The organism is Vibrio sp. GLN_1 (assembly GCF_043106015.1).
Classification (GTDB): domain Bacteria; phylum Pseudomonadota; class Gammaproteobacteria; order Enterobacterales; family Vibrionaceae; genus Vibrio; species Vibrio parahaemolyticus.
Genome location: NZ_JBICMD010000014.1, coordinates 601,614 through 615,756 on the forward strand (window position 1 = coordinate 601,614; position 14,143 = coordinate 615,756).

A 14,143-nucleotide genomic window follows, 5' to 3' on the forward strand; every position below is an offset into this window, starting at 1 on the left:
ACCCAAGCCAGCAACTACAATGACCTAAGGAACGAAAGGTCGGTATCTCTAAAATCAGCAATGGAAGTCGTATTTATTCATGAGCCCAGATTTTGAAATCATCACCCCTCGCCTAGCCCTTCGTCTTATCCCAGCAGATGACGCTCACTCGCTACAACGATTGCTCTCCCAATCCCCATCTTTGCATACTTGGCTTGATTGGTGTGACGCAGAAGTCTCGCTAAAAGATGCCCAAGACTTTCTACTAGCAACACGTTTAAATTGGGTCAAAACGGAAGCATTTGGTTTCGGTATTTATGATAGAGATAGCAATACCTTGCTGGGAATGGCAGCCGTGAATGAGCTTTACCATACGTTTAATATGGCGAGTATTGGTTATTGGGTAGCAGACCGTTACCAAAGACAAGGCTACGCTCAAGAGGCGATTAAAGCGTTGGCAGAATTTTGTTTTGCGAAACTGAGCTTAACTCGTATTGAAATCGTTTGTGATCCTGATAACAACGCCAGCCAAGCGTTGATCGAATCCGTTGGAGCAAAAAAAGAAGCCATCGCCAGAAATCGATTTATTTTCCATGGCAAACCAAAAGATGGCGTCGTGTATTCACTTCTGCCAACTGATTTGCTGTAAGACAGCGGTAAGCGTTGGAAGGTGTAAGCTTTATTTGGGACGGGACAAAATAGAAAAAAATAAAAAGCCACCGACTTGCGGTGGCTTTTTCTATTCTATAGTTTCAACACTGAAACTGGCTGAATCGCCGATATTAATGAAGCTTAAGGTTTGGACGCAATACACGGTTAATGCGGCCAACCAGCATCATCAAGCCTGTTTTGAACACGCCGTGAAGTGCCATCAAGTGCATGCGGTATAGTGAGATATAAACAACACGTGCAATACGGCCTTCAACCATCATCGAACCTTTGGTTAAGTTGCCCATCAAGCTACCTACTGTAGAGAAGCGGCTTAGAGACACTAAAGAACCATGGTCTTTGTACACATAGTTTTTCAACTCACGACCATTTAGCTTCGCCACAATGTTGCTGAACGCTTGGCTAGCCATTTGGTGCGCAGCTTGCGCACGAGGTGGCACAAATGAGCCGTCTGGTTGTGTGCATTGCGCCAAGTCGCCGATAACAAAAATATCGTCATCACGCGTTGTTTGCAGTGTTCCTTTCACAACCAATTGGTTAATACGGTTTGTTTCTAGACCTGCAATGTCTTTGATGAAATCAGGTGCTTTGATACCCGCAGCCCAAACCATGATTTGCGCAGGAATCTTTTCGCCATCTTTGGTAGTTAGGCCGTCTTTCTCCGCCTTAGTCACCATCGTTGCTGTGCGAACGTTTACACCCAGCTTAACAAGCTCTTGATGCGCCGCAGACGAAATACGTGGTGGCAATGCAGGAAGAATGCGCTCGCCCGCTTCAATCAGGTTAACATTCAGCTTGCTTGAATCTAGATCACCAAATCCGTAAGTGCGAAGTTCTTTCACGGCATTGTGCAGCTCAGCCGATAGCTCAACGCCCGTTGCACCAGCACCAACGATCGCGATATCCACTGTGCCGTTACCATTTTTCGCATGCAGCTTTAGGAACTCATTGTTCATTTCTGTACGGAAACGGTGCGCTTGTTCTGGGCTATCTAGGAAAATACAGTTTTCGCGAACGCCTGGAGTGTTGAAATCGTTCGATGTTGAACCAATCGCCATCACTAGAAGATCGTATTCTAGCTCGCGGCTTGGCATAAGAAGTTCACCGTGCTCGTCTTTCAGTTCACTTAAAATGATCACTTTACGTTCACGGTCGATGTCTTGAAGGCTACCCATTTGGAAATCGAAGCTATGGTTTTTCGCATGAGCACGGTAGCTCAAAGCGTCAACACCTTCGTCCAAAGAACCCGTTGCAACTTCGTGCAACAGTGGTTTCCACAAGTGGCTCGCTTTACGGTCTACTAGCGTAATTTGCGCACGGTTCTTACGACCAAGAGTACGGCCAAGCTTAGTCGCCAACTCAAGGCCACCAGCACCGCCGCCTACAACGATAATGCGTGTCACAATGATTTTCCTCTACAAAAATGAATATATGGGGTTCAGCCCGATGTCTCACTCACAGCAAATCTGCAGTAAAACATCCAACCGATGAATTCTTGGTTCTTAGAGGTGTCTCAGCTTGTTTGGATTAAAACGGATGCCTATGTTTTTCGTTGTTATTACTGTTTGTTCATTGGGCATCATTTACATCGCCTGAAACATACGATTCCAGACAAAAGTGGGCAAGTTTCTCACTCGCTCTCAATTTTTTTTGATATTTATCAAATTATTTTAGTCTGGTTCATTATATAGAGCCATCCTTTGAAGGCAACCAAAATCCTTACTCTGGATGCGGATTGACTACTTTTCGACTACTCTACAACAAGGTATTCGTGCCACATAGTTCATCAGTAAGAAAACCATAGAAAGAACACAATATTCTTGCCTTTAAACGGCTGAAAATGTGAGCTGGAGTAATCCAGCAAAAAGCGAAATGGGACAGATAGAAAAACAGCACTGCAAGCAGTGCTGTTTAAATCGTAAACAATGAGTTTTGCGTACTAGGTATTTTTGAACTCTTTCATCGCTTGAAGATGCTGAGAGATTTTCTTGAACTTATGTGACTGCGATTCATCCCAGATAATGTCGTAGTGCTTTTCTAACTCAGAAGCCGTTTTTGTATTGTCATGAATTTCATCTTCTTTCGACAAAATCACTAAACAGCGCCCTTGGTTTTTAGCTCTGAACTGATCTACACACTTCGTTGCAATATCTTCGTATTCTTCTGGTCGATCGATGCGACCAGCCATGGTGTTTTCTGGATGTAAGTTCGGATTGAACATCACTTGCTTAATACCACACAAGAAACCAATACGTTCAGACCAATACCCACCCAGGCCAACCCCACAGATAAGTGGATTAGGATCATCAGACTGATCGATAACCTTCGACACTTCTTTTAGCAGGTGCTGCATGTCATGTTTAGGATGAAGCGTGCTGTAATTAATGAAACGGACATCGTCATCGATGAACTGTAGTTGAAGAACTTTTTCGTGGTTACCTGGGCTTGTACTATCAAAGCCGTGCAAGTAAATAATCATGTGTACCTCTCCCTGTAAAATCTGGTACTTTTTTTAAAACTACCACTATTTCCTTACTGATAAAGGGGAAAACGTCACGAGTTCTCAAAACAGTGATCTTCTAAACACAATAAGTCTTTAAACTCTTGCGCACTGTTTAAGTATTGTTCATCTCCCCATAATTTATAAGCAAGCAAGTACCAAAGCATTGCCATCACTAAAGTGCGGGGTTGCCACGCTTTTACTCCTTCAAGCCAAACTGAGGTATTTTCAATATTTCGAATCTGGCAATAGCGTTCAACCGACTCTTCTATTGGCGAATCGGTAATTTGCAAAATGAGCGTTAAATCCAATCTTGGGTCTGCAAGGCTTGCGTACTCCCAATCAATGACTTTCACGCCCTGCTCTCCCCGAACTAGGTTGTAACACCCCAAATCAAAGTGACACAGCGCTAACGGAATTTGCTCAACACTAGGTTCAGAACGCCACTGTTTGTATAGAGTTTCAAATTCTGAACCGACGTACTTTCCTTCTAACTCCAACCAATAATGATCAATTCGCGAGATGTAAGAAAATGGCACAACAGGTATGGAGCTCGAATGGTATTGATGAATGGTCGCCGCGATGGGTAAGAGCTCTTCCAACTCGATGCCATCTTTTGTCAGCGTGATCCCATCGATCCACTCCACTAACAACCCTTGCTCATGAACGAAGATCGGCTTTGGCCCGAGATTTAGCGGCTCGATAGCATGAAGAACTTGATACTCGTTATGACGAGAGATAGAAAAAGCCTTGCATACGTTGCTGGTCGGTCGCCAGACATAAGCAAGGCCTTGAGAAGATTCCAACCGCCAACAGCGGTTGGTGAGCCCTCCGGTGACGGTTTGCACCTTCACCGGAGGTTCTGAAAAGAAGCCATCTAACGCATTTAAGCTCGGATCTAACTGTTTTGCTTGTTGCCAAGAAAACCACGCCATTGATGACTTCTCCATTATGGTCAATTAAAGGCCAAATAGGCTCTTAGATTGCTCTTTGCGGATTTCTGTTTCATCAGCCCATTCGATTAGGCCTGTTTCCAAATCCATCAAACGCATTGTCATTTTGTAGTATACATCTTTATCGCTACCTGCATTTTTCACGATGCTAGAAAGGTTACCGTAAAGCATGTATTGCGCACCGACCATTTTACCAAACTGAATTGCTGTACTTTGGTTAACAAGCTCGTCCGTATTTTGGAAGTTAAGTTGTTCACGAACCGATTCTACGCGGTCCATATCAACAAAGCGGAATTTGCCTGAGTTCAGCATTTTAGTTGAGATAGTATCAGTGATCGATTCAGTGTCGATGTGCTCACTGGTTTTGTTCTTGATTCGCTCAACAAACACGATTGGACGTTGGTCACGAGTAATTGCTGCTACTGAACCTGACATCATCATGCTGTCTACCATCTCGCCAGCAATTTTTTGTAGGTCCGTCGAACCGAAATCGATGGTTGTCGTTTCAGTCGCTTGTGAATCACCGTAAGAGACTTTGTTAGAACAACCACCCAAAATAACGGCTAGACCTAAAAGAGCAATAATACTTTTTTTCATGAGAGTTCCTTAGTTATATCAATACCAGCGCATGTTGGCGCGGCAGCTACGGCAAAGCCGTTAAGATTAATCGTCTTGTGCTTCTCTAATTTGAACACGGAAATGTGTGCCATTTGGATTGACCGTGACTTCCGAAAGCGTCACAGATTCAAATCCACGCACGATCATTTTGCGCCAAGGGCCCGGTTTGGTGTTCACCTCCAAACCATTGTTGTCGTACCAGTAGAAGCGATAAAGAATATGCTGGTCACCTTTGTAGTTACTGCTTAACTGCACCACACCACGTGGTCGATCATCGACGTAAGTCGTGGTGATGTTGTCAACCAACAGTCGGCTGCCCAATACGTTATCGTTAAAAAATACGTTTTGTGTTTGGCCATCAACTCGGATCCCAGCAGTGTTGTCCGCACAACCTGCCAAACCGATAATGACTGCTAAGCCAATAAGCCATGCTCTCATTACAATCTCCCTAATTGTTTATGCCATACCATCGAATGCGCTCCCTGACGAGAAACCCACACTAGTGTGGTTTGCTGCGCTGGTACGTCAAATTGATAGACTTGATCGCCTAAATTTAGCTGCTGTGTACCCGGCTTCACAATTTGTGAGGCTGTCTTCACTTGCGCTGGCAGCGTTTGCCAGCTTCGAGTATCTGGTTGTTCTGTTAACGTATTCCAAACGTTGAAAAGAATATTGCCGACGTCATCGCCTTTTTTCGCTGCTTCTTTTCTGATTCGGTCTTTCGCCCAAACGCGAATGGCTTGGCGAATCACTATTGTCGTTAAGCGTTCATTCAAATCATTCTGAGCCATAGTATTAACGTCAGCCAACGTACTAGAAGGCAGTTTTGTTCCATTCAAAGCCACATCACTAAAGCGTGGTGCCCCACGTTTCGGATAATAAGGTAGTGCCAATGAGTAGATTGCGCCATTGCCGCGACTGTCAAAAATAGGTAAATCAATACGCCAACCTTGCAAAGCCTCAACCACACCTTGCTCGTCAATCACAATGACGCGTCCTTGTGACTTATTTAACCCTGTCGGTGCCTTGCCATAGCGTTTTTCAAGCAGACGTAAGTCTTCACGCATACCGAGCTTTTTCGCGGCGTACATCGTGCTTTCAATAACCTGTTTGTTATCTGGCATCACAGCCAAAGCGCGACGGTAATCCACATAAGCGCTGTTAAGATCACGTGACGCTTCGTACAACAAACCAGAAAGATAGAAGAGATAACCGTTTTGCACCGCGCTGAGTTTTTTCCCTGCGTCTGGATAACTCGCGAGCACGCTGCCTAAGTTGGCTGACATACCTTGGTTTTTAAGATCTTTTTCTGCCGACTTCAGCTCTTTTTCACGCGCTTTTCTCGCCGCTTCCTGAACTTGGTTGGCACGACGAACTTCGACGAGTGCGCCTTCTAAATCATTTTTTTGTAGATAGTTCAGACCAAGGTATAAATGCAAAAAGCCGAGTTCGTAGTCTGCAGGTTGGTATTCGTTAAGATTGTCGTTTACAGCAAGTGAACCTACGCTCGTCGCTGTTTCAGAAACAGAAATGGTTGCTCGGTCTTGTTGAACACGTACCGCGCGTTCGCTCTCTTCGAGAGCTTTGAGGCTGGTTGGGTAATCTTTCGCAAGGAATGAAATACGACCCTTTTCGAAATTGCCAAGGATCTCGCCACCGACGTCGCTCGATTGTAGTTGCTCAGCGTTGGCATAATTGCCAGCAACAACTGCCTGATAAACTTCTTGATTCTGGTCGCTGTAGTGGCTAAACAAATTGCCCGCAGACAAATTAGCGCAGCCAGACGCCATCAAGACCCAGCTAATCAGTCCAAACAGCTTCACACCTAATTTCACATTTATCTCCGCAAATGTGTGCTCAGAAAAGAATATAAATAGGGTGGCATAGGCACCACCCTTTTCAAATTAGCTTAGCTCAATACCATTGGGCCTAAAGGACGACCGCCTAGTAGGTGCATGTGGATATGGTAAACCTCTTGGCCACCATGAGGGTTGCAATTAAGGATCAAACGGTAACCGTCTTCAGCAATACCTTCTTCTTTCGCAAGCTTCTTCGCCACAGTGAATAGGCGTCCCATCATTGCTTCGTCTTCTGCTTCCACATCGTTTGTTGTCGGAATCAACTTGTTCGGGATGATAAGAATGTGGCTTGGCGCGCGAGGGTTAATATCGCGAAACGCGGTCACTAAATCATCTTGGTAAAGAATGTCTGCTGGGATTTCCTTACGAATAATTTTACTAAAGATAGTTTCTTCCGCCATGGGGACTCCATTTTATAAAGGTGTGTAACCCATTTAGTATGCTCCAACCCAAAGCTGAGCTCAATAAAAAACAGTGTTCACTTAACATTATCAATCTAATGCTAATAAACGAAGCTTTTTTTGTCGTATGCGTCATAAAACGTGCGTCACGAACTCAATACAATCCAATGAATTTTGTTACTTTTTTAAGACAATTCTTATTTATGTTGTCTATTTTTGGGAGAGGAAGCTCACTTATGCGAGGTTCAGTTATTAAAAGGATGTATGCGGGCTTTGCGCTGATCATCATCCTGTTTGCTGTCACAATTGCTATTATGATGGGGGGAATGCACGATATTCACGGGAAATTTGAAACCGTCTCTAAATCATCGTTGCCCCTTGTATCGTTATCTAACCAAACCAGTGTGGAACTGCTTTCTGCCGACAAGTCTTTTAAAGATTTTCTGACCACTGAGAATAAACAGCGCATGGAAGAAATGCGTCAGGAGTTTGCGAGATCTCAACAACGTTTTGAATCCACTTTGGCGCAGCTCGAATCAGCAAGCCAGATCTACCCTTCTCTTGCCGAACCTTTTTCTCAACTGAAGACACTAGAGCAAAGCTACTTTACCGAAGCACTCGAAGCAATGGACAACTATGAAGCAATGTTTTCTGCACAAGAAGAAGTGCAGAAGTCATCGCGCCGCTTTCAAAAGCTCAACACTGAACTTTCTGTTGGCCTGAAAGAATACGTTGCAGACCAATCGAGTATTTCAGTGAAAGTTATGGCGAAAAGCTACTTCATCAAACTCAAAGATGCCGAAGTGATCACTTCCGATGCGCTGGCCAGCTCCAATCCTGAGTTTGTTACGCAAGCGGTAACGAAAAACCGTAAAGCAGTAACGCACTTGAACTACGCATTCCGTGGGTTGGTCACTCAGCTTCCTGAGTTAGAAAAAGCTTTTGGCGAATCCGTAGAACAATTTACCCGTGACGTAGGTATGCGTGGTGGTGTGCTAGACCAACACAACAACTACCTCAACGCTCGCGCAGCTCTGTACGACAACATTGCGAACTTAGCTAACAAAGTCGATTCTACGATGGCTATCCTTGAGCAATTCACAACGACAGCAACAGACAAACTAAACGAATCTCTTGATGATGCCGGTGACATTTACTCTGCTGGCGTGACGAAAGCGATTGTGATTGGTGTAGTTGTGGTTTTGTTTGCGGCGGCTATCGGCTATCACATCGCGCAAAGTGTGCGTGAGCCATTAACACGTATTCTCAATGCGCTAGAGAGCCTGACTAAAGGCGATATGACGCAACGTATTGATATTCGCTTTAACAACGAGTTCAGCCGCGTTAGTGGCCATATCAACACGTTAGCGGACAGCTTGCACGACATTCTAGTGAAGCTAAATGAGGCATCAGAAAACTTAGCCTCGACCGCGACAACCAACGAACGAACGTCTTCTCAAGCGCAATCTAAGCTGAATGCACAACGTGAGCAGACCGCCAACGTGGCAACGGCTATGACCGAGATGTCTCACTCGGTTCAAGAAGTTGCGCAAAGCGCTCAAGGCTCTTTGGAAATGGTTCAACGTGTTGAGTCTGCATCCGAAGAAGGCCGAAATGTCATGAGTAGTAACATTTCGACTATCAATCAGCTAGAAACGCGCCTTCACGAGTCTGTGTCTGCCGTTTCTGAACTGCAAAAGATGAGTGGTCAAATTGGCTCAATTTTGGATGTCATCCGCAACATTGCTGAGCAAACCAACTTGTTGGCTCTCAATGCCGCGATTGAAGCAGCACGTGCAGGAGAGCAAGGACGCGGATTTGCCGTGGTAGCGGATGAGGTGCGTGTGCTGGCATCAAAAACCACACAATCCACCACAGAAATCGAATCGATGATCAGCAATCTGCAATCGAGCTCTCAGTCAGCCAACCAAGTGATTCAAAGCTGCATGAGTGATATGGAAATGTCGGTTGAGCAAGCCTCGAAAGCGAACAGTTCAATGGAAGAGATCCAAGCACTCATTATCGAAATCAGCCAAATGAGTACGCACATTTCTCAAGCGGCAGCAGAGCAAAGCGAAACCTCAGCAGATATTGCGCGCAACATTGAAGACATCAACAATATTGCTGATGAAAGTTACCACGCGATGTCGAGCATCACTCATACGAGTGAATCTCTCACTCAGCTTGCTCATCAGCAAAATGAATTAGTTCATCGCTTTAAATTGTAAATTTTTATGCAATAGTTGATGCAACCAGCTGTATAAGGGCGACTTTTTATGAAGTCGCCCTTGTTTTTTCTCGGCCTTGTCTACATATGGGTAATATGGCCTGCTCATCCCTTGCACTTCTCTTTTCGAGCGGCCACACAAAAAGGAAAATCTATGGCTGTTCATGTTGGTATTATCGACCAAGACCCAGTGAGATTGGTCACTCCTCTATTGGATAATCGCACTTTAAGCACACATATCGTATTCATTGGTGACAAAACACAGGTAGATATGTTTGACCGACTGAGTAGCGTGTTAGAGCAGCGAGAGATTACTTCTGAGTTTTTTGAAATTCCGTCTGCTGTCAATACAACCCTGATTAAACAATCGATTCAAAAGCTCGCGAAAGATCTTCACGACCGTGGAGAAGACGTCAAACTGAACGCAAGCTGTGGCCTTCGTCATCGATTGTTGTCGGTTTACGAGGTTTTCCGTACTTATCGCTGGCCTATCTTCGTAGTTGAACCAAACAGTGACAAACTTTGCTGGCTTTACCCAGATGGCAAAGAAGATACGCAAGTTGAAGACCACATTACTATCTCCGACTACCTAACCATTTTCGGTGCGCGCGGCGAGTTCCACCACGTAGACCTTCCTCCTCTTCTTGATCAAAAACTGTATGAGCTTGGCGAACGCTGGGCGTCAAATGCGCTTGAATTGGGCCCAGGCTTGGCGACACTCAACTACCTTGCGACAACCTGCCGTAAGGAGCAGAAGCTGGATGTGGAGCTGTCTGAGAAGCAACAAGGCTACCGTGAACTCAACATGCTGCTGTCGGATCTTGTCGAAGCACAGATCGCGACTTACGAAAATGGCATTTTGACCTTCGCGAACGAAGACGCACGTCGATTCTCTAACGGCGAATGGTTGGAGACTCTGGTTCACAGCACTGTGAAGCAAATCCAAGACACTATGCCAACGATTCAAGATCGCTCTTTGAATGTTCAGGTATATCGTAAGCTGGGTGAAAGTGAAGTACGTAACGAGCTGGACGTAGCAACGGTTGTAAATAACAAGCTGCACATCATTGAGTGTAAAACGAAAGGCATGCGCGATGATGGTGACGATACGCTGTACAAACTGGAATCTTTGCGTGACCTGCTAGGCGGTCTACAAGCACGCGCTATGCTGGTGAGCTTCCGCCCTCTTCGTCACAATGACATTACTCGTGCAGAGGATCTTGGCCTTGCGCTTATCGGCCCTGAAGAGCTGAAAGATCTCAAAACGCATCTTGCGAAATGGTTTGAAGCCGCTGGCGGTTCTGACGAAATCTAGTCGCCCTCTAAAAACACGAAAGCAGCTCACTGGAGCTGCTTTTTTAATGCCTGTTTTTAGTGCCTATCCTAGCTTCAATCACTTTGCGTTTCAGAATCTAGAAAACCGCACCTTGAACAAGGCGCATAGAAAAACCCAGAGGCAAGCCTCTGGGTTTTTCTGTTTGTTTAAATGCCAACTAAAGTGAGCGCTTAAAGCATTTTACGTGCTGCTTCTACTACAACTTTAATTGAGCGAGCTTCCGTTTCTTTCAGTGTTGAATGATCTGGAATCTCTTTTTGTGTACGGTTGATGATTACACCCGCCACACAACCTGCTTTCAGGCCAGAGCTTGCACACATGGTAAGTAGCGTTGCTGATTCCATTTCGAAGTTCAGCACGCCCATGTCTTGCCACTCTTTCATAGAGCCTTGGAAACGCTTCACAACACGACCAGTGAATGTGTCGTAACGCTCTTGACCTGGGTAGAAAGTGTCACTTGAAGCAGTCACACCCATATGAACTGTTGCACCAGATTCTTCAACTGCTGCTTTCATCGCGGTTGCAACATCAAAGTCTGCAACTGCTGGGAATTCCATTGGAGCGAAGTGTAGGCTTGCACCATCTAGACGAACAGAACCCGTTGTCACGATCATATCGCCTACGTTTACGTGTGGTTGAATTGCACCAGTCGTACCTACGCGTAGGAATGTGCGAACACCAAGCTGTGCTAGCTCTTCTACAGCGATAGAGGTAGATGGACCACCGATACCTGTTGAACAAACCACAACTGGCTTACCGTCTAGTTCTGCGCGGTAAAGCGTGTATTCGCGGTGACTTGCTAGGAATACAGGGTTTTCCATTTGTTCTGCGATTTTTTGAACACGCGCTGGATCACCTGGAATGATGGCTAGAGTTGCACCATTAAGATCAGCTTCAGTAACACCTAAATGGAATACAGCTTGAGACATATGTCGCTCCTTATTGTGGCTTATTTTGTAAACAATAAGCTCATTAGTAAGTTGTTGGGTACAGGAGCACTGTAGCGAACCTTGCACCAACATAGAGTGATCACAATCACATTGATAAAATGTAATAAATCTACAATTTCAAATTAAAACGGTTTTGATCACATTATTCGGACAAACTTATCATTTCGTTGCATAACAACAAGTCCGACGGCTCAGATTGCATTCACAAAACTTATAGTGCTCACAGAAACATAAAAACCCGAGACGAGAAACGCCTCGGGTTAAATATAGAGCAACTTTGAGAATAGCGTTATTGCACTTGTTTAGATTCAAACCGCAGAAGTCGTAGCGCATTGAGTGTCACTAACGCAGTCGCCCCGCTGTCCGCCAATACCGCAACCCAAAGCCCAGTGATACCCAATAAACTGGTGACTAAGAACACGCCTTTTAAGCCAAGCGCCAACGCCACGTTTTGACGAATGTTGTTTAGCGTCGCACGTGATAATTCAATCATTGCTGGCAATTCAACCAAGCGGTTGTGCGTTAGTGCCGCATCAGCAGTTTCTAATGCGACGTCAGTACCTCCGCCCATCGCGATACCAATGCTAGACGCTTTCATCGCAGGTGCGTCGTTAATACCATCACCAACCATCGCAACCGTGTGCTCAGTAGAAAGTTGTTCCACATAACGCACTTTATCGGCAGGCAACAAGCTCGCTTTGTAATCCAAACCAATTTGATGGGCTATCGCTTCTGCACTGCGTGGGTTGTCCCCCGTCAACATCACAGAACTCACGCCCAACATTTTCAACGTGGCGATTGCCTGTTGAGCATCTTGACGAAGAGTATCTTGCCACGCGATCACGCCAATAACTTCGTAATCGTGACGAACGATCACCACGGTTTTGCCTTGTTCTTCCAGTTCAATAACACGTTGTTCAACTTTCGAAGAAACAGGGAAGTCCGCTTTTGATGGCGCAATAACTTGCACTAATTTACCGTTCACCAAACCTGTTACACCAGAGCCGACTTGAGCAGTTTTATCACTTGCCTCAGGAATCGAAATGCCTTGTTCTTCGGCCCGCTTCACTAATGAAACCGCTAAAGGATGGCTTGAGCCCACCTCAATAGAAGCCGTTAAACTCAGTAGTGTTTCTTCTGTTACATCGTAAGTCACCACGTCCGTTACTTGCGGTTTACCTTGTGTCAACGTGCCTGTTTTATCAAACGCGACCGACTCCACTTTGCCAAGCAACTCAAGCGCTGCCCCACCTTTGATCAATGCACCACGGCGTGCCGCTGCAGCCAGACCCGACGTAATAGCAGCAGGCGTTGAAATAACCAAGGCACAAGGACAAGCGATTAAGAGCAATGCCAAACCACGGTACACCCATGTTTCCCAAGGTTGAGCGAACAGTAATGGTGGCGTAACGATGACAGCAAGAGACACCAGCATCATAAGTGGCGTGTACCAGCGACTGAATTTATCGAGGAATCGTTCTAACGGCGCTTTGCGCGATTCAGCTTCTTCAATCAAATGAAGGATGCGGTCAATGGCATTTTCACCTTGGCGGGAGGTCACTTGCACCTGCACTACTTTATCGACTACCACAGCCCCCGCCATGATTTTCCCGCCTTCTTCATGCTCAACAGGAACTGATTCACCGGTCAATGCACTTTCATCAAAGCTGGCTAACGTCGTCATCAATACACCATCAGCTGGCAAACGACCGCCAGGTGCCACTTCAATGACGTCCCCAGGTTGAAGCTGAGACGCTGGTACTTCTTTGCGTACACCATCAATGATCAGCGTGGTGTTTTCTGGTACCAAATCCATTAAGGCCTGAACGCCACTTCGAGCTCGCGACGATGCGTATGCTTCTAGCTTTTCACCAATAAGGAAGAGCAATAACACCATCGCGGCTTCTGCGGTTTCACCTAAGTACAACGCACCTAATGCTGCAACACTCATCAGTGTTTCAATGGCAAATGGTGTGCCACCACGAGCCAGTTTGACAGCCTTACGGGCAATAGGATACAAACCCAGCAAACAGGTTAAAGTAAAAATCCAGCTACTAAGCTGAGGGTTGATGCTTGCGACTAGGCCCGCAAATGCCATTGCACCTGCGATCGATAAAATCTGTAGATTGTCTTGAATAAAACCGAACCAGCCTTTGCTCTCTTTCTTTTGCTTTGGTTTATCCAGCGCAGAAAGCGGGAAACCAGTTTGGCGCGCTGTTTGTTCGATGATCGAACTTAGAGAATGATCATCAAAATCGACAACTAACTTTTCTGTAGCAAAAAGGACTTTGGCATTCGTAACGCCTTGCAATGACATGATGGCTTTTTCAAGCTTTTGCGCACAAGATGGGCAATCCATATCGGACACGAGCCAACTGCTACGAATTGAGGATTCTCGCTGTTCCGCGGGGCCTTCTTCATCGGCGGTGTCCGAACTGCAACTGCCTCCACTACAGCAAGAGCTTTCAACAGTATCAACACCCGCTTGAGCAATATTTAGCGTCGGTTTAGTTGGCGCGCAGCAAGAGTCATGGGCACTGAGTGGCACCGCAGTTTTGATTTTGCCTGACTGGCAACCTTGATGTTTTGTACACATAGTTTGTTTTCCTTATTGGCTGAGACTGTTCATCTACCACTAAGGATAAACCTTG

The 14,143-nt window shown here is 45.6% G+C and carries 12 protein-coding genes; 3 read left to right on the plus strand and 9 right to left on the minus strand.

Annotated features, from left to right (window positions below; all coding sequences use genetic code 11):
- The first annotated feature begins 79 nt into the window (after nt 1-79).
- Nucleotides 80-628 carry a GNAT family N-acetyltransferase gene (locus tag ACF8OV_RS07600; protein WP_005481806.1) on the plus strand — a complete coding sequence of 183 codons (549 nt, stop codon included), beginning with the start codon at nt 80-82 and terminating at the stop codon, nt 626-628.
- 133 nt (nt 629-761) lie between these two features.
- Here the strand turns inward: ACF8OV_RS07600 and ACF8OV_RS07605 are convergent, their stop codons facing one another.
- The 7 genes from ACF8OV_RS07605 to hinT form a co-directional block, all read right to left on the minus strand.
- Nucleotides 762-2,051 carry an NAD(P)/FAD-dependent oxidoreductase gene (locus ACF8OV_RS07605; protein ID WP_005456272.1) on the minus strand — a complete coding sequence of 430 codons (1,290 nt, stop codon included), beginning with the start codon at nt 2,049-2,051 and terminating at the stop codon, nt 762-764.
- 536 nt (nt 2,052-2,587) lie between these two features.
- Nucleotides 2,588-3,127, minus strand: coding sequence for an alpha/beta hydrolase YcfP (ycfP, locus tag ACF8OV_RS07610; RefSeq protein ID WP_005456278.1), 540 nt, complete (start codon nt 3,125-3,127; stop codon nt 2,588-2,590).
- A gap of 74 nt (nt 3,128-3,201) precedes the next feature.
- Entirely contained in the window at nt 3,202-4,083 is an 882-nt protein-coding gene (gene thiK / locus ACF8OV_RS07615; protein WP_021485339.1) for a thiamine kinase, read from the minus strand.
- Nucleotides 4,084-4,107: 24 nt separating this feature from the next.
- Entirely contained in the window at nt 4,108-4,698 is a 591-nt protein-coding gene (gene lpoB, locus ACF8OV_RS07620; protein ID WP_005456187.1) for a penicillin-binding protein activator LpoB, read from the minus strand.
- A 66-nt stretch (nt 4,699-4,764) separates the two neighbouring features.
- The gene (locus ACF8OV_RS07625) at nt 4,765-5,157 is read right to left on the minus strand and encodes a YcfL family protein (RefSeq protein ID WP_005456243.1); all 393 of its coding nucleotides are present in this window, start codon (nt 5,155-5,157) and stop codon (nt 4,765-4,767) included.
- On the minus strand, nt 5,157-6,554 hold the full coding sequence (locus ACF8OV_RS07630) for a COG3014 family protein (RefSeq protein WP_203502918.1): 1,398 nt from the start codon (nt 6,552-6,554) through the stop codon (nt 5,157-5,159). The genes ACF8OV_RS07625 and ACF8OV_RS07630 overlap by 1 nt, the downstream gene beginning before the upstream one ends.
- A 74-nt stretch (nt 6,555-6,628) precedes the next feature.
- Nucleotides 6,629-6,979 (minus strand): purine nucleoside phosphoramidase, encoded by a 351-nt coding sequence (gene hinT, locus ACF8OV_RS07635; RefSeq protein ID WP_005461572.1) that lies wholly within the window; start codon nt 6,977-6,979, stop codon nt 6,629-6,631.
- A 236-nt stretch (nt 6,980-7,215) separates the two neighbouring features.
- Here hinT and ACF8OV_RS07640 point away from each other — a divergent pair, with 236 nt between their 5' ends.
- The gene (locus tag ACF8OV_RS07640; protein ID WP_005481899.1) at nt 7,216-9,207 is read left to right on the plus strand and encodes a methyl-accepting chemotaxis protein; all 1,992 of its coding nucleotides are present in this window, start codon (nt 7,216-7,218) and stop codon (nt 9,205-9,207) included.
- A 153-nt stretch (nt 9,208-9,360) separates the two neighbouring features.
- On the plus strand, nt 9,361-10,521 hold the full coding sequence (locus ACF8OV_RS07645; protein ID WP_005461150.1) for a DUF1887 family protein: 1,161 nt from the start codon (nt 9,361-9,363) through the stop codon (nt 10,519-10,521).
- Nucleotides 10,522-10,712: 191 nt separating this feature from the next.
- Here the strand turns inward: ACF8OV_RS07645 and udp are convergent, their stop codons facing one another.
- Nucleotides 10,713-11,471 carry a uridine phosphorylase gene (gene udp / locus ACF8OV_RS07650; protein ID WP_005461152.1) on the minus strand — a complete coding sequence of 253 codons (759 nt, stop codon included), beginning with the start codon at nt 11,469-11,471 and terminating at the stop codon, nt 10,713-10,715.
- 310 nt (nt 11,472-11,781) lie between these two features.
- Entirely contained in the window at nt 11,782-14,088 is a 2,307-nt protein-coding gene (locus tag ACF8OV_RS07655) for a zinc/cadmium/mercury/lead-transporting ATPase (protein WP_203502920.1), read from the minus strand.
- Nucleotides 14,089-14,143 lie beyond the last annotated feature (55 nt).